Genomic DNA, 18,390 nt, shown 5'->3' on the forward strand with positions numbered 1-18,390 from the left:
CCATGGCCTCGTTCTACGACCGACACATCCTGCCCCGCCTCCTCAAGTGCGCCTGCTCGGCGCCGGGGATCACCGAACAGCGCGCCAAGGTCGTGCCCAACGCCGAGGGCCGGGTGCTGGAACTGGGCATCGGCATGGGCCTGAACCTGGCGTTCTACGACGCCTCCAAGGTCGAGAGCGTCACGGGCGTCGATCCCACGCCTGAGCTGCGCGCCATCGCCGAAGCGGCGCCGCGCGACCCCGGGCTGTCGGTGAAGGTGGAGGACGGGACCGCCGAGGCCCTGCCCTTCGACGACAAGAGCTTCGACTGCGTGGTCTGCACCTTCACGCTCTGCTCGGTGCACACGCCGGCCCAGGCGCTCGCCGAGGCCCGCCGGGTGCTGAAGCCGGGCGGCCGGTTCCTCTATTGCGAGCACGGTCTTTCGCCCGACGCCGGCGTCGCCAAATGGCAGCGGCGCATCGAGCCGATCTGGAAGCGGTTGGCCGGCGGCTGTCACCTGACCCGCCCGGTGACCTCGTCCATCGAGGCCGCGGGCTTCAAGGTGGCCGGCGCCGAGCGCATGTACATGCCCAAGGCCCCGCGCATCGCCGGCTGGATGGAGTGGGGCGCGGCGACGACCTAGGCGTCGGGACTCAATTCGAGGACAGCAAGCTCAACTACATCCGCTCATCCCGGCGAAGGCCGGGATCCAGATCTCGAAACGCGGACGCGGATTGGACGGCCTCCGAGCCCCCAGAACCCGCTTCGGAGCCCGCCATCTGGGTCCCGGCCTTCGCCGGGACGAGCGGGACTGAAGACAGACCTAGGCGTTCACCGGCAGGGCGAAGGCCCGGAAGCGGCTGGGCAGGCGCAGCGCGGCGCGGGTTGCGTCGCGCACGGTGTCGAACCGCTGGGCGCGGTCCGAAAGGTCCGTCCAGTCCACCCGCGCGCCGGGCGCCAGGTACTCCAGCCCGTCGAGCTTGCTGCGGGCCACGACAACGGAAGACGCCATGGGGCTCTCTCCACCGAACGGTGTTCCGATCTGGACCACCTAACGTGTTACGCAACAACTCCCGTGCCAGACGCATCCGGTTCGCCCGAGAGGGGTGTTCGCGCCGATCGGCCGATCAAGCCCGCGTGAACGCCGCGGGCGAGGTTGGCGCAGGGTCAGGCCACGCCCGTGCTACAGCCCCGGCGAACGGCCGCCGTCGCGGGCCGCAGGAACGTTCCGGGAGGACCTCATGAAACTCGACAGCTCCGTCTCCGCCATCGTCACCGGGGGCGCCTCAGGCCTGGGCAAGGCCACGGTGAAGGCGCTGCGCGACCTGGGCGTGAAGGTGGCCATCTTCGACTTCAACGCCGAGACGGGCGAGGCCGCGGCCAAGGAACTGGGCGCCACGTTCTGCCAGGTGAACGTGATGGACGAGGCCTCGGTCGACGCCGGCTTCGAGAAGGCCCGCGCCGCCAACGGCCAGGAGCGCATCCTGGTCAACTGCGCCGGCGGCGGGCGCGGCGGCAAGACCGTCGGCAAGAACAAGGAGACCGGCGAGGTCGTGCCGTTCAAGGTCTCCGACTTCTCCTATGTGCTGGAGCTGAACACCGTCGGCACCTTCCGCTGCATCGTGAAGAGCGCGGCGGGCATGATCGCCAACCTCGAGCCCGACGAGACCGGCGACCGCGGCGCCATCGTCAACACCGGCTCGGTGGCCGCCGAGGAGGGCCAGATCGGCCAGGTGGCCTATTCGGCCGCCAAGGCGGCGATCAAGGGCATGACCCTGGTCATCGCCCGCGACCTGTCGGGCGACGGCATCCGCATCAACACCATCCTGCCGGGGATCATGGACACGCCGATGCTGGGCGGGCTGAAGACCCGCGCGCCGCAGGTCTACGCCGGCCTCGCCGCCTCGGTCACCTTCCCCAAGCGCCTGGGCAACGCCGAGGAATACGCCGATCTGGCCGTCACCATGATCCGCAACGGCTACCTCAACGGCGAGACTGTCCGCCTCGACGGCGCGATCCGGATGGCGCCGCGGTAGGTCCGTCATCCCGGACACAGGGCGCGCAGCGCCCGAAGATCCGGGATCCAGCCGCACAACGGCGACGCTGCGTTGCATCGGCTTCGAGGTTTGAGCTGCCGGGTCCCGGCTCTGCGCGCCCGTCCGGGCGCTCCGGCCGGGATGACGGACGGCCTACGCCTCCGCTGCCTCGGGCTGGGACTTTTCCAGCGCCCGCTTGTAGGCGTCGCGGCCCATGGTGCGGGCGAGGTAGGCGTGTTCGGCCTCGCCCAGGCTCGCCACCTCGTGCTGGCGGCCCAGTTCCAGGGCGTAGGCCACCGAGATGTCGGCGGCCGTGAACCGGTCGCCGGCCATGTAGGGCGCCTGCTCGAGCTGGCGCCTCACCAGCCGGAGCCGCTTCTCGGCCGCCGCCTTCGCCCAGGCGGCGCCCCAGTTGTCGCGCTCGGCCTCCGGCGCGAGGAAGCGGCTGACGATCGGCGTCATCATCAAGGCGGCGAGGCCCGCTTCGCCCAGGTGAAGGAACTGCTGGTACGCTGGGAAGGCGGGGTCGTCGGGCGCCGGCGCCATCGGCGTCGGCCCGTAGCGGGCCATCAGGTACTCCATGATGGCGATCGACTCGACCATGGTGACGTCACCGTCCCGCAACACCGGGATGTAGGTGGCGGGATTGGCCGCCACGAACTCCGCGTCGACTTCGTCGGACAGCATGTCCACCTGCCGCACGCGATAGTCGAGGCCCATCTCCTCCATCAGCCAGACAACGCGCAGCGAGCGCGAGGTCTGGCCGCCGAACACGGTGATCATGCGGTCTCCTCCCGGGACAGCGGAACGTCTACTGCGCCGGCTGCAGGGCGTCGGCGAACATCGGGCTCGACTTGAAGATCTCGATCTCCTCCTCGGTCATCTCGGCGGGCACGTCGGCGAAGAGCGGGGTGGAGAGATAGCGTTCGCCGGTGTCCGGCAGCATGGCCACGATGGTCGAGCCCTTCGGCGCCTCCTGGGCCACCTTCAGCGCGCCGGCGAAGGTGGCGCCGGCGGTGATGCCCACGAAGATCCCCTCCTTCTGGGCCAGGTCCTGGCTGGCCTTCAGGGCCTCGGGGCCGGCGATCTGGACCAGCTTGTCGATCAGGCCGCCCGACACCGCCTCGCCCGCGATCTTGGGGATGAAGTCGGGCGTCCAGCCCTGCATCGGGTGGGGCGCCCAGGCCGGGTGGCCGGCGGCGGGCGAACCGTCGGGGCGGCGCTCCTGCGGCTGGCCGCTTTCCATCAGGGTCGCGCCGACCGGCTCGCAGACCACGATCTTGGTGTCGGGCCGTTCCTGGCGCAGGACGCGCGCCACGCCGGTCAGCGTGCCGCCGGTGCCGTAACCGGTGACCCAGTAGTCGAACCGCTCGCCCTTGAAGTCGGCCACCAGCTCGCGCGCGGTGGTGCGCGAATGCATGTCGGGATTGGCCTCGTTCTCGAACTGCCGGCTGAGGAACCAGCCGTGGGTCTCGGCCAGCTCCTTGGCCTTGTCGACCATGCCGGTGCCGCGCAGGGCCGCCGGCGTCGTCACCACCTTGGCGCCCAGGAAGCGCATCAGGCGGCGGCGCTCGATGCTGAAGCTCTCGGCCATGGTGACCACGAGCGGGTAGCCCTTGACCGCACAGACCATGGCCAGGCCGATGCCGGTGTTGCCGCTGGTGGCTTCGATGACCGTCTGGCCGGGCTTCAGCGCGCCGCTCTTCTCGGCCGCCTCGATCACGCCCAGCGCCAGGCGGTCCTTCACCGAGCCCAGCGGATTGAAGGCCTCGACCTTCACGTAGAGGTTCACGTGATCGGGCGCGAGTTTGTTGATGCGCACCAGGGGCGTGTTCCCGACGGTGTCCAGGATGCTGTCGTATTTCGCCATCGCACGGCCTCCGCTCGCACCGCCGGATCGCGGCGGGCGATGGGCGCGCTCCGGGGCCGACCTGTCAACCGGCGTTCTCGCGTCTGGCGGCGATGTGAGGAGAATTCGACGGCCGGACCCGAGCGCCGCTCGGCCCGCCGCGCGAGGAAACCGTGGTAGCTGGGGGCGGGCTCGAACCGCCGACCTGTGGGTTATGAATCCACCGCTCTAACCAGCTGAGCTACCCAGCCACGGTCGCGCGCCCCGAGGAGCCCTCGGAGCGCGAGGCGCGCCTTATAAGGTCAGGCGGGCCACGCTTCAAGCGCTTGGGCGAAGCGTCGCATGCGGCTACGTTGAGTCCCGCGATGAGCGTCCTGCACCTCCTGGGAACGGCCGGCGAAGGCGGCGCGGAGACCTACTTCGTCGACCTCGTGGCGGCGCTGGCGCGCGCCGACGTGGCCCAGGCCGCCGCGATCCGCGCGAATCCGGTTCGCGAGGCCCGCCTGAAGGCCGCCGGAATCCCCACCAAGGTGCTGCGGTTCGGCGGGCCGCTCGACATCCTCACCCGCCCGGCCGCCGCCGGCTTCGCCACGCTTCACAAGGCCAGGGTGCTGCTCGCCTGGATGAACCGGGCCGCCCGCCACAGCCCGCGCGGGCCCTGGGCGCGGATCGGCCGCCTCGGCGGCTACTACAACCTCAAATACTACAAGGGCTTCGACCATCTGGTGGCCAACACCGAGGACATCGCCGAGTGGGTGGTGGGCCAGGGCTGGCCGGCGGGACGCGTCACCTGCATCCCCAACTTCGCCGCCGCCCCGGCCGACGCCGCGCCGGTGGACCGCGCCAGCCTCGACACGCCGGCCGACGTTCCCCTGCTGCTCTCCATGGGCCGCCTGCACGAGAACAAGGCCCACGACGTCACGCTGCAGGCGCTGGCCCGTACGCCCGGCGCCTGGCTGTGGATCGCCGGCGTCGGCCCGCTGGAAGCCCAGCTCAAGAGCCTGGCCGAGGCGCTGGGCGTGGCCTCCCGCGTACGTTTCCTGGGCTGGCGCACCGACCCTTCGGCCCTCTACCGCACCGCCGACGTCTGCGTGTTCCCCTCGCGCTACGAACCCCTGGGCAATGTGGTGATCCAGGCCTGGGCCCATGGCCTGCCGATCGTGGCCGCCGAAAGCCAGGGGCCCAAGGCGCTGATCCGCGACGGCGCCGATGGCCTGCTCGCGCCGGTCGACGACGTGGACGCCCTGACCACGGCCATCGGCCGGCTGCTCGCCGACGCCCGGCTGCGGGCCCGGCTCGCCAAGGCCGGCGCCCAACGCGTCGAGGCCGAATTCTCGGAGGCGGCCGTCGTCGCCCAGTGGCGGGCTCTCTTCGCCGACTACGGGGCCGGCTGATGTGCGCCATCGCCGGCCAGCTCGGTGGGACCGACGCGCCCGCCCAGGCGATGATCCGCGCACTGACCCACCGCGGGCCCGACGGGGTGCGGCTGGAGTCGGCGGCCGGCGCGGCCCTGGCGCACGCGCGCCTTTCCATCATCGACCTGGAGGGCGGCTGGCAGCCGCTTCACGCCGCCGGCGGCGTGGTGGTCGGCAACGGCGAGATCTACAACTACCTGGAGCTGGCGCGCGACCACGGGCTTGAGGAGGCGCTGGCCACCGGCTCCGACTTCGAGCCGCTCCTTCACCTCTACGCGCGCGAGGGCGAGGCGGCGTTCGACCGGCTGCGCGGGATGTACGCGTTCTGCCTGATCGGCCCCGACGGGCGCAGCTGGCTGGCCCGCGACCCCTTCGGCATCAAGCCGCTCTACATCATGGAGCACGCCGGCGGCCTGGCCTTCGCCTCCGAGCCGCGGGCCTTCTTCGCCGCCGGCCTGATGCAGCGGGTCCTCGACGACACGGCCGCGCGCGAACTGGTCGCCCTGAACTACGTCGTCGGCGAACGCACGCCGTTCCGGGGCCTGCGCCGGCTGGTCCCCGGCGAGATCGTCGAGGTGCGCGACGGCCGCATCGTCAGCGGAAAGCGGCGTTCCGCCCTCCCGCTCCTCCCTCGCAAGGGCGGGGGAGGTGGCGTCCCGGACCAGGCCCGGGGCGACGGAGGGGGCGCGGGCGTGGAAGCCCCCTCCACCGCTTCGCGGTCCCCCTCCCCCGCTCTGGCGGGGGAGGAGCGCCACCTCCTCGACCGTCTCGATGCGGTGCTGGAGGACAGCGTGCGCGTGCACCAGCGCTCGGACGTGCCCTATGGGCTGTTCCTGTCGGGCGGGATCGATTCGGCGGCCATCGCCACCCTGATGGCGCGCCTCAACGAACGCCCCGTCACCGCCTTCACCTGCGGATTCAACGCACCCAAGTCTGAAATGGGGGGCGCGGCGGACGAACGCGCTCAGGCCGAGGCGGTGGCCCGCGCGCTGAACCTCGACTGGCGCGAGACCAGCTTCGGGGAAGAGGACTTCTGGCGGATCCTGCCGCAGGTCGCCTGGGCGCTGGACGATCCCACCGCCGACTACGCGACCCTGCCCACCTACAAGCTGGCCGAGGCGGCCAAGGGGACCCTGACCGTCGTGCTCACCGGCGAAGGCGGCGACGAGCTGTTCGCCGGCTACGGCCGCTATCGCCGCGCGCTGCGGCCCCGTTGGCTGGGCGGCCGCCCGGCCGAGCCGCGCGCGGCCGATCCCGCCGTCCTCGCCCGCTGGCGCGACGCCGCCCGCCCGCCGCCCGGGCTGTCGCCGCTGCAGGCCGCGCAATGGGCCGACGTCGCCACCTGGCTGCCCGCTGACCTGCTGCTGAAGCTCGACCGCTGCCTGATGGCCCATGGCCTGGAGGGCCGCACGCCGTTCCTGGACCGCGAGGTGGCCGCCTTCGCCTGGGCCCTGCCCGACCGCTGCAAGGTGCGCGGCGGCTATGGCAAGTGGCTGCTGCGCAAGTGGCTGGAGCGCGCCTGCCCCGCCGCCCGGCCGTGGGCGAAGAAGCAGGGCTTCACCGTGCCCGTCGAGGCCTGGATCGCGCCGCGGGCCGCCGACATCGCCGCCCGCATCGGCAAGGTCGAGGCGGTCGCCCAGCTGTTCCCTGACGCCGCCGCGCGCATGACGGCGGGTCCGGCCGGCGCCAGATGGCCCTTGCTCTTCTTCGCGGTGTGGTCGCTGATCCACCTGGAAGGCGCCCAGCCGGGCGAGGCGGTCGCCGCCGTGGCCGGGCAGGCTTGAGGGGGTTTGCGATGATCCGATGGATGCTGGCCGGCGCGCTGTCGATGGCCATGAGCGCCGTGGCCCAGGCCGCCCCACCCGCGGCGATCTTCACCGACCCGCCCGTCGATGCGGCCCATCCCGCGCGGATGGAGGTGCTGCACATCCCGACCGGCGGCGTGGAGGTGAACGCCATCGCCTATGTGCCCGCCGGCGCCGGGCCCCACCCCACGGTCGTGCTGTTCCACGGCCTGCCCGGCAACGAGAAGAACCTCGATCTCGCCCAGGCCATGCGCCGCGCCGGCTGGACGGTGGTGGCGCCCAACTACCGCGGCTCGTGGGGCAGCCCGGGGACCTTCAGCTTCAAGGGCAACCTCGACGACGCCCGCGCGGTGCTGGCCTACGTCCGCGATCCCGCCAACGCCGCCCGGCTGCAGATCGACGCGAAGAAGCTGGTCCTCGTGGGCCACTCGATGGGCGGCTGGGTCACCTCCCAGACCGCCGCGGCCGACGCCGACGTGGCCGGCGCGGTGCTGATCTCGGCCGCCGACGTGGGCCGCATCGCCGCCGCGCCCGAGGCGATGCGGATCGACCTGGCGAAGAACAACATGGAAGCGCTGGCCGGCGTCACGCCCCAGAGCATGGCCGCGGAGATGGCCACCCTTGGCGGGCACGGATTCGCCGACGCCGCGCCGGGGCTGGCGAAGCACCCGCTGCTGGTGCTGACCGCCGACGACGGGCTGGCCCCCGGCGCCGAGGCCCTGGTGCTCGACGTGAAGCGCCGGGGCGGCAAGGTCCGCGTCGTCCACGTGGCCACCGACCACGGCTGGAACACCGCCCGCATCCGGCTGGAGAGCGAAGTGCTGGCCTGGCTGGCCGGCTTGCCCTAGGCGGCTAGGTTGGCGACCTGATCAAACGACCCTCGCCGTCATCGCCCGGCTTGTCCGGGCGACCCATGAACATAGACAGCGGCCGGCTTGGCGGCGGCGGCGCGGCGTCCCGGCCTGCATGCTCGGCGTTTATGGGTGGCCCGGACAAGCCGGGCCATGACGACCTGTAATGCTCTCAAGCTATTGATCGGGCTTTCAGCCTAGGCGCCCAGCCGCACCGCCACCTCTTCCCCGATCGCCAGCGACGAGGTCAGCCCGGGACTTTCGATGCCGAACAGCGCCATCAGGCCGGGCAGGCCGTGGACCGCCTCGCCGTGGAGCTGGAAGTCGGGCTGCGGCTGGCCCGGTCCGTGCAGCTTGGGCCGCACGCCGGCGTAATCGGGGCTGAGCGCCCCGTCCGGCAGGCCCGGCCAGAACTTGCGGATGTAGCGATAAAACTCGCCCGCCGCGGCGGGATCGACCGTGTAGTCGGGCTCGTCCACGAAATGCAGGTCGGGGCCGAACACCCCCTGCCCGCCCAGGTCGCGCCGGTAGTGGGTGCCCAGGGCGCCGTGGATCGGCGGCGGATAGATCAGGCGGGCGAAGGGCGCCTTACCCGACAGCCGGAAGTACATGCCCTTGCCGAAATAGGCCTTGGGGATCTTGTCGGCCGGGAACCCCTCGATCTCGGCCGCCACAGCCTGGGCCGAGAGGCCCGGCGCGGTCACCAGCAGCCGGCAGGTCAGGGTCGTGGGCTCGGCCCCGCCGGCGCGGACCTCGAACCCGCCGCCGTCCAGCGGCGTCGCCCCCTCGAACGGCGTCGACAGCACCACGGCCCCGCCCGCGGCCTCGATCTCGCCCTGCAGGGCCAGCATGTAGGCGTGGCTCTCGAACACCCCGCTCTGCGGCGAGATCAGCGCGCCCTCGCAGGAAAGCTCGGGCTCCAGCGCCAGCGCCTGGGCCTCGGTCAGCCTGGCCATGCCCTCGACGTCGTTGGTCCGCGCCTGCTCCAGGATCGCGTCCAGCCGCTCCAGCCCCGCCGCGTCGGTCGCCACGACCAGCTTGCCGCAGCGGTCGTAGTCCACGTGATGGGCGTCGCAGAAGGCGTACAGCATCCGCCGACCCTGCACGCACAGCCGCGCCTTCAGCGAACCGGTCGGATAGTAGAGCCCGCCGTGGATCACCTCGGAATTGCGCGAGGAGACCCCCTGGCCGATCGCGGCCTCCCGCTCCAGCACCGCCACGGTCAGGCCGCGCCGGGCCAGCGCATAGCCGCAGGCCAGGCCCACGGCGCCCGCCCCCACGACCACGGCGTCGAAATCGAACTCGGCCATCGCCCCCGGCCTACAGTTCGGCGCGCCCGATGGGAAGCGCCAAGCCCGATCGGCTGCTAAGCTGGCGGCCGACACCGGATCGGAGTTTCGGAATGACGGCGAGGGACCACAACGGCAACGCGCTTTCGGGCGCCTCGCAGGCGGCGGCCGATCGTTTCCAGGCCGCGCTCTCGGCTCACCACTGCCTCGCCGGCGATCCGATGGGTGACCTGAAGGCCGCCCTGGCCGACAGCCCCGGCTTCACCATGGCCCACGCCATGATGGCCTACCTCTGCCTCATGGGATCTGACGCCCCCACCCGGGCCCGGGGCGAGAAGTCCCTGGCCAAGGCCAAGGCCCTGCCCGCCGACGCCCGCGAGCAAGGCCACCTCGCCGCCCTCGACCGCATCGCCGCCGGGGAATACCGCGCCGCCGGCCGCGCCCTGGAGGACGTCACCCTCGACCATCCGCGCGACGTGCTGGCGCTGCAGGTCGGCCAGTCCATGGACTTCATGATCGGCGACGCGCGCATGCTGCGCGACCGCATCGGCCGGGCCCTGCCCGCCTGGAGCGAGGGCATGGCCGACCTCCACGCCATCCTCGGCATGCACGCTTTCGGCCTGGAGGAGACGGCGCTCTACGCCGAGGCCGAGGCCGCCGGCCGCCGCGCGATCGAACTGGAGCCACGCAACGGTTGGGCCCAGCACGCCGTGGCCCACGTGCTGGAGATGCAGGATCGCCGCCGCGACGGGATCGCCTGGATGCGCGCCAACCCCGACGCCTGGAGCCAGGGCAGCTACTTCGCCATCCACAACTGGTGGCACACGGCCCTCTTCCACCTGGGCCTCGGCGAGATCGACGAGGTGCTGGCCCTCTACGACGGGCCGATCTACGGCGAGCCTTCGACCATGGCGTTCGACATGGACGACGCCGCCGCCCTGCTCTGGCGGCTGAAGCTGATGGACGTCGACCTGGGCGGGCGCTGGGACACCCTGGCCGATGTCTACGAGAGCCAGCCTCACGGCCGCTTCGCCTTCGACGACGCCCACGCGATGATGGCCTTCATGGGCGCCGGCCGCGAGGCGACCGCCCGCGCGCTCCTTTCCGACATGGCCGCCGCCGCCGAAGCCGAGGGCGAGAACGCCCGGATCATGCGCGAGGTGGGCCTGCCGGTGGCGCGCGCCATCCACGCCTATGGCCTCGGCGACCACGCCCGCGCCGTCGAGCTGTTGCGCGACGTGCGCAACGGCGCCGCCCGTTTCGGCGGCAGCCACGCCCAGCGCGACGTGCTGGACCTGACCCTGATCGCCGCCGCCCGACGGGCCGGCGAGACTAGCCTGGAGCGCGCCCTGCTGGCCGAGCGCGCCGCCGCGATCCCCCGCGCCGAACCCAGCCCCAGCCTCGCCGCCTGACGCCCCGAGGCTTGGGGCCAAACCCGCTCGTCCCGGCGAAGGCCGGGACCCAGATGGAGGGCCTTGGACGTGGCCTCACGAGGCTCTGTGGTCTTCCGATCCGCCTCCGCGCTCTGGGATCTGGATCCCGGCCTTCGCCGGGATGAGCGGACGGATTGCATCGCGCTGCCGGGTCGCGACCTGAAGCTCCCGGAGGAAAAACTTCGATTTTCCCTGACCCGTGGCGCGCGCCGACGGCGCCTTACCTCCTGAGACGACCGACAGTCCGCCGGTCGACGCGTGCCGGGACTCCCATGGCCCCGGAGCAAAGGAGGGTTGGGGTGAACGGTTTCAAGATGGCGCTCGGCGCCTGCGCGGCCATGCTGGTCGCAGGACCGGCTGCGGCCGGCACGGTCGAACTCAGCGACTACTATTTCGTCCGACCCTACGTGGACGCGGGCGGCACGACGCTGGACGGGATCCAGGAGAACGGGGCGACCTCGGACTCGCGCAACATCGGCAGCGACTACCAGTCCAATGTCGATCTCGCGACCGGCACGATCCGGATCTATCAGAACACCACCGGCCCGAACGCCAGCGGCCAGGCCCTCGGGGTGTTTGGCGACACGCTCAACTTCACGGGCGGCGACGGCTCGCTCGTCGACTTCGCCTTCGATTTCGACGGGATCATCAACGCCCCGGCCTGGGACGGAAACGCCAGTTCGTACCTGCAGTACGGCGTCTCCGCGACGCTCTACGTGTTCGATGCGTCCTCCGAGGCGACCTACGACAACTACACCTCGATCGGCGGCGCGCTGATCTCCCAGTCGGGCTTCTTCAACTTCGCGAAGCCCACGACCGCCGCGATCGACGAATATTTCGCGCGCAGCCTGTCCGGCAGCGTCGCCGTCACGGGCGACCAGAGCTTCAAGGTGTTCGCCAGCCTCGGCACCTTCGTGTCGATCAGCAATCAGCCCGCCACGGTCACGATGGACTTCCTGCACACCGGCGCGATCGGCGTGCAGGCGCCCTCTGGCGTCGACTACAGCTCGGCCTCGGGCGTGTTCCTGACCGACACCGGCGCCGTGCCCGAGCCGGCCACCTGGGCGGTCATGATCCTGGGCTTCGGTCTCGCGGGCGGGACGCTGCGCCGCCGACGCGCTATCGTCGCCTGACGCGCTCTAGGCGCCGCCGCCGCATCTCCCTAGCCTCCCCGGCAAAACGGGGAGGAGACCATGCGTATCGTTGCAGGGATCGCGCTGGCGGCGGCGCTCGCTTCCGCAGGCGGGGCGGCGGCCCAGACCGCGCTCAAGCCGGGCACGCCCTCCGTGCTGGTCTGGACGCCCCAGCAGCAGAGCGACGGCTACCGCGCGATGGAGACGATCTATCGCGTCAACACCATCCATCGCGGCGAGACGGTCCACGCCCTGCCCAGGGCCGACCGCCAGATTGACCCCACCTTCGAGGTGGGCGGCAAGTCCTACACGGTGGACAGCTTCATGGCCGCCAACCGGATGTCGGGCGTTCTGGTGATCAAGGACGGCCGGATCGTCCTCGAACGCTACGCGATGGGCCGCAAGCCGGACGACCGCTGGACCTCGTTCTCGGTCGCCAAGTCGGTCACCTCCACCCTGGTGGGCGCCGCCATCGCCGACGGCAAGATCGCCGGTGTGAACGCCCCGGTCGTCGACTACATCCCCGAGCTGAAGGGCTCCGGCTACGACGGCGTCACCGTGCGCCAGCTCCTGATGATGAGCTCGGGCGTGAAGTGGAACGAGGACTACGCCGATCCCAAGTCCGACGTCGCCCAGGCCGGGACCGCGATCCTGGAGCCCGGCGTCAATCCGATGGTGAGCTACATGCGCAAGCTCCCCCGGGCGCACGAACCGGGGACGATCTTCCACTACAACACCGGCGAGACCGACCTCGTCGGCGTGCTGGTCTCCAACGCCGTCGGCATGAGCCTGTCCGACTACGCTTCGGAGAAGATCTGGAAGCCCTACGGCATGGAGCGCGACGCCGTCTGGATGACCGACCTGGCCGGCCACGAGCGCGGCGGCTGCTGCATCTCCATGACGCTGCGCGACTATGGCCGCGTGGGCCAGTTCATCCTCGACGGCGGCGTGGCGGGCGGCAAGCGCATCCTGCCCGAGGGCTGGACCGCCGAGGCCACGAGCAAGCAGATCGACAACGGGTCCGGCGGCTACGGCTATTTCTGGTGGATGGTTCCGGGCGGCTACCAGGCCGCCGGCATCTTCGGCCAGTCGATCACTACCTATCCCAAGGATCGCGTGATCGTCGTCACCAACGCCGCCTGGCCCCAGGCCGACGCCGACGCCGCATGGATCGCGCTCGGCGCCTTCGACGAGGCGATGCGGGCGGCCGCGACGGGCGGCTGAACCGGTATCCACTTCACCCTGACGGGCTCTAGGCGGCGCTGCGCCAGCGGAAGCGTTCGAGCGGCAATTCCTGGATCGGGTGGCGCTCGTCCGCCAGCCGGACCCAGCGGCCCTCGACGGCCAGCACGCGATAGATCGGCATGCCGCCGGCCTCGGTGGAAACGAAGTCGCCCACCTCCACCGGCCGCTCGGCGGAGGGGTCCAGCAGGGTCCATTCCAGGTGATGCGGGGCGCTCTCGGCGTTCATGGCGAACCTCGTCTTCCGCCCGCATGGCGGATCGAGGGCGAGAATGCGTCAATCCGGCTGAGAAGCGGCTGAGGCGCGCGTTCAGGCGGGGTTCACGCGCCCCGCGCCGCCAGCGCCCGCCGCAGGTCCGGCGTCGCCGCCAGCAGCGTCTGCGTATAGGGATGCCGTGGCGAGGCGAAGACCTGGGCCGTCTCGCCCTCCTCCACGATCCGGCCGGCCTGCATCACCAGCACCCGATGGCAGACGGCGCGCACCACGCCGAGGTCGTGGGTCACGAACAGATAGGCCACGCCCAGCTCGCGCGACAGGTCGGCGAGGAGCGCCAGGATCTGCGCGCGCACCGTCACGTCCAGGGCCGAAACCGCCTCGTCCAGCACCACCAGCCGCGGCTCGGTGATCAGCGCCCGGGCGATGGCGATGCGCTGCCGCTGGCCGCCGGAGAACTGATGAGGATAGCGGTCGATGGCGTCGGCCGGCAGGCCCACCTTCTCCAGCACCGCCGCCACGCGCCCACGCCGCGCCGCGCCGGTCGGCGGGTCGTCCAGCAGGTGCAGCGGTTCGGCCACCAGATCGGCCACCCGCCAGCGCGGATCGAAACTGCCGTAGGGGTCCTGGAACACCGCCTGGACCTGGCGGCGCAGCCGGCGCGCATCGCCGCGCGACGGCGGCGAGAAGGGCCGGCCGTCCAAGCTCACCGCCCCGCCCTGCAGCGCCTCCAACCCGAGGACGGCGCGCAGCAGCGTCGACTTGCCCGAGCCGGACTCGCCCACCAGCCCGACGGTTTCCCCCGGCCGCACGGCCAGGCTCACCCCGTCCACCGCCCGGAACGGCTCGGCGCGCCGCCAGGGCGCCGAGCGGCGCGGCGCATAGGTGCGTAGCACGTCCGTCGCCTCGACCACGGGCGCGCCATCCGCCGGCGCCGGGGCGGGCGCGGTCTCGGCCAGCACGGCGTCCTTGGCCAGGCGCTGGGCATAGGGATGGGTCAGGGCGCCCAGCGCCGCGACCGGCCCCTGCTCGACGATCTCGCCGGCCCGCATGATCGCCACCCGGTCGACGGTCTCGGCCACCACCGCCAGGTCGTGGGTGATCAGGATCAGGCCGCAGCCGTCCTCGCGCGCAAGGCCTTTCAGCAGCTCCAGGATCTGCGCCTGGGTGGTGACGTCGAGCGCGGTCGTGGGCTCGTCGGCGATCAGCACCTTGGGCTTCAGGGCCGTGGCGATGGCGATCGCCACCCGCTGGCGCTGGCCGCCCGACAGCTCGTGCGGATAGCGGCTCAGGGGGAAGCGGTCGGGCGGCAGGCCCGCCCGCGCCAGCGCCGCGGCGGCGGCCTCGCGGGCGGCCGCCCGTCCCAGGCCCCGGTGGATGCGCAGCGTCTCGGCCACCTGGTCGCCGATAGTCATCAGCGGGTCGAGCGCGGTCATCGGCTCCTGGAAGACCATGCCCACCTGGGCGCCCCGCACCGCGCGCATCTGCGGCTCCGACAGGCTGGTCAGGTCCTGGCCGTCCAGCTCGATCCGCCCCGACACCACCGCGCCGGGCGGCAGCAGGCACAGCACCGACAGCCCGGTCATCGACTTGCCCGAGCCCGACTCGCCCACCAGCCCCACGATCTCGCCGGCCGCCAGGTCGAGGGAGACGCCTTTCAGCACCTCGGCGCCGCCGATGCCGAGCGTGAGGTCGCGGATGGAGAGCAGGCTCATCTCAGCGCCTCCGGTCCAGCCGCGGGTCGAGCAGGTCGCGCAGGCCGTCGCCCAGCAGGTTGAGCCCCAGCACGCTCACCACGATCGCCAGGCCGGGGAAGATCGCCAGCCAGGGCGCGAAGCCGATCATGGTTTGGGCGTCGTTCAGCATGCGCCCCCACGACGGCGTCGGCGGCTGGGCGCCCAGGCCCACGTACGAGAGCGCCGCCTCGGCCAGCACGCCCATGGAGAACTGGATGGCCCCCTGCACGATCAACAGGCTGGCGATGTTGGGCAGGATGTGCTGCGCCGAGATCAGCCCCGGCCCCTTGCCCGCCACCCGCGCCGCCAGCACGTAGTCGCGGCTCCACAGCGACAGGGCCGCCCCGCGCGCCACCCGGGCGAAGACCGGGATGTTGAAGACGCCGATGGCGATGATGGCGTTGATCGCGCCCGGCCCGGCCACCGCCGTGATCATGATCGCCAACAGCAGCGACGGGAAGGCGAAGACGAGGTCGGCGCCGCGCATGATCGCCTCGTCGGCCAGGCCGCGCCGGGCGGCCGCCAGCAGGCCCAGCGGCGTGCCCAGCAGCAGGCCGACGCCCGCGGCCACCACCGCCACCGCCAGCGAGTTGCGCGCGCCCACCAGGATCATCGAGGCCACGTCGCGGCCGAAGTGGTCGGTGCCCAGCCAATGCGCGGCCGAGGGCGGCTGCAGCCTGTGGGCCACGTCGAGCACGGCGGTCGGATACGGCGTCCAGACGTAGGAGCCCAGCGCCGCCAGCACGAAGAGGCCGGTGATCGTCCCGCCCAGCACCAGCGCCGGGGTCGCGCGCCGCGAGGCCGCCGGGGAGGAGGAAGCCGCCACGCTCATGCCGACCGCCCGCGGATGCGCGGGTCGACCGCGGCGTAGCCCAGCTCGACCAGGAAGGTGACGCTGACCACCGCGAACACCAGCAGCACGACCACGCCCTGCACGACGATCAGGTCGCGCTGGGTGATGGCCTGGAAGACGAGCCGGCCCAGGCCGGGCAGGAAGAACACGTTCTCCACGATCACCGCCCCGGCCAGCAGGAACGAGAACTGCAGCCCCACGATGGTCAGGGTGGGCACCAGCGCGTTGCGCAGCGCGTGGCGGTAGACCACCTGCCCGTCGCTCAGCCCCGCCGCGCGGGCGGTGCGGACATAGTCCTCGCCCAGGGTGTCGATCAGGGCCGAGCGCAGCACCCGCGCCAGGATCGCCGCCTGCGGCAGGGCCAGCGCCACGACGGGCAGGATCAGCGCCTTCAGCGCCGGCCACACGCCCGCCTGCCAGCCCGGGAAGCCGCCGGCCGGCAGCAGCCGCGCGCCCACCGCAAACACCAGCACCAGCAGCATGGCGAACCAGAAGTTGGGCAGCGCCATGAACACCTGCGCCAGGCCCATGGAGACCGCGTCGGCCGCGCTCCCGCGGCGTCGCCCGGCGAACACGCCCACCGGCAGGGCCACCGCCACCGCCAGCAGCAGCGACAGAACCGCCAGCGGCAGCGAAACGGCGATCCGCTCGCCGATGAGCTGGGCCACGGGGACGCGGTAGGTGTAGCTGACCCCGAAGTCGCCGTGCGCCAGCCCCGCGATCCAGCGCAGGTAGCGTTCGGCCAGCGGCTGATCGAGCCCCATCTGCCCGCGCAGCGCCGCCAGCGCCTCGGGGTTGGCGTTCAGCCCCATCATGTAGGCCGCCGGATCACCCGGCAGCACCTGGATCAGGGCGAAGACGATCACGCTGGCCGCCAGGAAGGTGAGCGCCAGCGCCAGGAGCCGCCCGGCCACGTAGCGCGGCCCCAGCTTGACCAGCGCCAGGCCCACCACCGCCGCCGCGGCCAGCGCCGCCCACAGCCCGCCGCGCCCGCCGCCGGCCGCCTGCCCGCCCCCCGCCGCCGAGGCGCCCGCGCCGCCGCGGCCGTCGTCGAACCAGGCCTCGGTGACCACGTTCGACTGCACCGGCCGGTCGCGCCACAGGCCATGGAGGTGAGCGTCCCACACGCCGAGCTGCGGGAACTCGAACAGGAAGACGTTCACCGAGTCCTCGGCGATCTTCCGCTGGATGGCCTTGAGCAGCGTCGAGCGCGTGGCCGGGTCGGTGGCCAGGTTGAGCTGCGCCAGCAGGTCGTCGAAGGCGGCGCTGCGATAGCCGAAATAGTAGTCCCGCCCGTAGATGTCGTAGTCCATCGGCTCCGTGTGCGAGACGATGGTCATGTCGAAGTTCTTGTTCTTCAGCACCTGGTCCAGCCACTGGGACCACTCCAGGTTCTCGATGGTCACCTTCACGCCCGCCTGGGCCAGCTGGGCGGCGATGATCTCGCCCGAGCGGCGCGCGTAGCTGGGCGGCGGCAGCTTCAGGGTCGCCGAGAAACCGTTCGGGTAGCCGGCTTCGGCCAGCAGCGCCTTCGCACGCGCCACGTCATGCGGATAGAGGCCGGTCAGGTCGACGTAGTCGGGATCGGTCGGCGGGAAGTGGCTGCCGATCGGCTGGCCGTAGCCGAACATGGCGCCCTGCAGCACCGCCTTGCGGTCGACCGCGTAGGCCAGCGCCCGGCGGACCTTCAAGTCGTTGAACGGCGGCTTGGCGTTGTTCAGCGCCAGGATCGTCTCGCCCTCGGTCGAGCCCACCACCACCTTGAACCGCGGGTCGCGCTTGAACTCGGCCAGGTTCTCCGGCGCCGGGAAGTTGGGATAGGCGTCGATGGCCCCCGACTTCAGCGCCGCATAGGCCGCCGTCGGGTCGGCGATGAAGCGGAACACCACCTTGGCCAGCCGGGGCTTCGGACCCCAGTAGCCGGCCCAGCGCTCCAGCGTGATCGAATCCCCCCGTCGCCAGTCGGCGAACCGGAACGGGCCGGTGCCGACCGGGTGCGCGGCCTCGTCGGCGACCGACTTGGGCGAGACCATCACCGCGTCGCCCCAGCCCAGCACGTGGATCAGCGAACTGGACGCATGGCTCAGCACCAGCCGCACGGTCAGGGGATCGACCACCTCCACCTGCGCGATGGGGGCGAAATAGTCCTTCTGGGCGTTGGCGCTGTCGGGCGCCCGGGCGCGGTCCAGAGAGAACTTCACCACCGAGGCGTCGAAGGGCGAGCCGTCCTGGAAGCGCACGCCCGCGCGCAGGTGGAAGAGATAGATCCGCCCGTCCGGCGAGACCTCCCACGACTCCGCCAGCGCCGGCTCCACCCGGCCCGTGGGCTCGATCCGCACCAGCCCCTCGAAGACGTTGCCGTAGACCACCTCGTCGATGGCGGCCGCCGCCCCGGCCGTGGGGTCGAGGTTGGGCGGCTCCAGCGGCATGGCCAGCCGCAGCACGTCGCGCGCCTGGGCCGCGCCCGCCCCCGCGAGCGCGAAGGCCAGGGCGAACGCGGACACCAGGGCGATCAGCGCCAGGAAGCCGGGAAGGCCGCTCCGTCGCGCCACGT

Annotated in this window: 16 protein-coding genes and 1 tRNA gene; 8 read left to right on the forward strand and 9 right to left on the reverse strand. The window is 71.9% G+C overall.

Annotated elements, in window-relative coordinates; all coding sequences use genetic code 11:
• The first annotated feature begins 2 nt into the window (after window positions 1-2).
• A complete protein-coding gene (locus tag GC203_RS21675) occupies window positions 3-623 on the forward strand; it encodes a class I SAM-dependent methyltransferase (protein ID WP_293458795.1) in 621 nt (206 codons plus the stop codon).
• Window positions 624-803: 180 nt separating this feature from the next.
• On the opposite strand, the gene GC203_RS21680 is transcribed toward GC203_RS21675, so the two are convergent.
• A complete protein-coding gene (locus GC203_RS21680) occupies window positions 804-992 on the reverse strand; it encodes a hypothetical protein (RefSeq protein WP_293458797.1) in 189 nt (62 codons plus the stop codon).
• Window positions 993-1,221: 229 nt separating this feature from the next.
• On the opposite strand from GC203_RS21680, the gene GC203_RS21685 reads away from it, so the two are divergent.
• The gene (locus GC203_RS21685; RefSeq protein ID WP_293458799.1) at window positions 1,222-2,016 is read left to right on the forward strand and encodes an SDR family NAD(P)-dependent oxidoreductase; all 795 of its coding nucleotides are present in this window, start codon (window positions 1,222-1,224) and stop codon (window positions 2,014-2,016) included.
• Between the two features lie 153 nt (window positions 2,017-2,169).
• On the opposite strand, the gene GC203_RS21690 is transcribed toward GC203_RS21685, so the two are convergent.
• The 3 genes from GC203_RS21690 to GC203_RS21700 form a co-directional block, all read right to left on the reverse strand.
• Complete coding sequence (locus GC203_RS21690) at window positions 2,170-2,799, reverse strand: glutathione S-transferase family protein (RefSeq protein ID WP_293458801.1); 630 nt, start codon at window positions 2,797-2,799, stop codon at window positions 2,170-2,172.
• Window positions 2,800-2,827: 28 nt separating this feature from the next.
• A complete protein-coding gene (gene cysK / locus GC203_RS21695) occupies window positions 2,828-3,886 on the reverse strand; it encodes a cysteine synthase A (protein ID WP_293458803.1) in 1,059 nt (352 codons plus the stop codon).
• Window positions 3,887-4,039: 153 nt separating this feature from the next.
• Window positions 4,040-4,116: transfer RNA gene (locus GC203_RS21700), tRNA-Met, on the reverse strand.
• A 114-nt stretch (window positions 4,117-4,230) separates the two neighbouring features.
• Between GC203_RS21700 and GC203_RS21705 the strand changes: the two genes are divergently transcribed.
• From GC203_RS21705 to GC203_RS21715, 3 genes are read left to right on the forward strand one after another with little or no spacing between them, the layout of a single operon-like run.
• A complete protein-coding gene (locus tag GC203_RS21705; RefSeq protein ID WP_293458805.1) occupies window positions 4,231-5,259 on the forward strand; it encodes a glycosyltransferase in 1,029 nt (342 codons plus the stop codon).
• Window positions 5,259-7,064 (forward strand): asparagine synthase (glutamine-hydrolyzing), encoded by a 1,806-nt coding sequence (gene asnB, locus GC203_RS21710; protein ID WP_293458807.1) that lies wholly within the window; start codon window positions 5,259-5,261, stop codon window positions 7,062-7,064. Before GC203_RS21705 ends, asnB begins: the two co-directional genes overlap by 1 nt.
• Before the next feature lie 11 nt (window positions 7,065-7,075).
• Window positions 7,076-7,933, forward strand: a complete 858-nt coding sequence (locus tag GC203_RS21715) for an alpha/beta fold hydrolase (RefSeq protein ID WP_293458809.1) — start codon at window positions 7,076-7,078, stop codon at window positions 7,931-7,933.
• A gap of 200 nt (window positions 7,934-8,133) precedes the next feature.
• Here the strand turns inward: GC203_RS21715 and GC203_RS21720 are convergent, their stop codons facing one another.
• Window positions 8,134-9,246, reverse strand: coding sequence for an NAD(P)/FAD-dependent oxidoreductase (locus GC203_RS21720; protein ID WP_293458811.1), 1,113 nt, complete (start codon window positions 9,244-9,246; stop codon window positions 8,134-8,136).
• Between the two features lie 92 nt (window positions 9,247-9,338).
• On the opposite strand from GC203_RS21720, the gene GC203_RS21725 reads away from it, so the two are divergent.
• The 3 genes from GC203_RS21725 (at window position 9,339) to GC203_RS21735 (ending at window position 13,015) form a co-directional block, all read left to right on the forward strand.
• Entirely contained in the window at window positions 9,339-10,637 is a 1,299-nt protein-coding gene (locus tag GC203_RS21725; RefSeq protein WP_293458813.1) for a tetratricopeptide repeat protein, read from the forward strand.
• 320 nt (window positions 10,638-10,957) lie between these two features.
• Window positions 10,958-11,791, forward strand: a complete 834-nt coding sequence (locus tag GC203_RS21730; protein ID WP_293458815.1) for a PEPxxWA-CTERM sorting domain-containing protein — start codon at window positions 10,958-10,960, stop codon at window positions 11,789-11,791.
• Between the two features lie 60 nt (window positions 11,792-11,851).
• Window positions 11,852-13,015 (forward strand): serine hydrolase, encoded by a 1,164-nt coding sequence (locus GC203_RS21735; RefSeq protein ID WP_293458817.1) that lies wholly within the window; start codon window positions 11,852-11,854, stop codon window positions 13,013-13,015.
• 28 nt (window positions 13,016-13,043) lie between these two features.
• Here GC203_RS21735 and GC203_RS21740 read toward each other — a convergent pair whose 3' ends face one another.
• From GC203_RS21740 to GC203_RS21755, 4 genes are all read right to left on the reverse strand, one after another.
• Entirely contained in the window at window positions 13,044-13,262 is a 219-nt protein-coding gene (locus tag GC203_RS21740) for a hypothetical protein (RefSeq protein WP_293458819.1), read from the reverse strand.
• A 92-nt stretch (window positions 13,263-13,354) separates the two neighbouring features.
• The gene (locus GC203_RS21745) at window positions 13,355-14,962 is read right to left on the reverse strand and encodes a dipeptide ABC transporter ATP-binding protein (protein WP_293458821.1); all 1,608 of its coding nucleotides are present in this window, start codon (window positions 14,960-14,962) and stop codon (window positions 13,355-13,357) included.
• Window position 14,963: 1 nt separating this feature from the next.
• Window positions 14,964-15,815: an ABC transporter permease gene (locus GC203_RS21750; protein ID WP_293458823.1), complete on the reverse strand. Its 852-nt coding sequence runs from the start codon at window positions 15,813-15,815 to the stop codon at window positions 14,964-14,966.
• A complete protein-coding gene (locus GC203_RS21755; protein ID WP_293458824.1) occupies window positions 15,812-18,388 on the reverse strand; it encodes an ABC transporter substrate-binding protein in 2,577 nt (858 codons plus the stop codon). Before GC203_RS21755 ends, GC203_RS21750 begins: the two co-directional genes overlap by 4 nt.
• Window positions 18,389-18,390 lie beyond the last annotated feature (2 nt).

The sequence above is a fragment of the Phenylobacterium sp. genome, from assembly GCF_016124325.1.
In the GTDB taxonomy this organism is placed as follows: domain Bacteria; phylum Pseudomonadota; class Alphaproteobacteria; order Caulobacterales; family Caulobacteraceae; genus Phenylobacterium.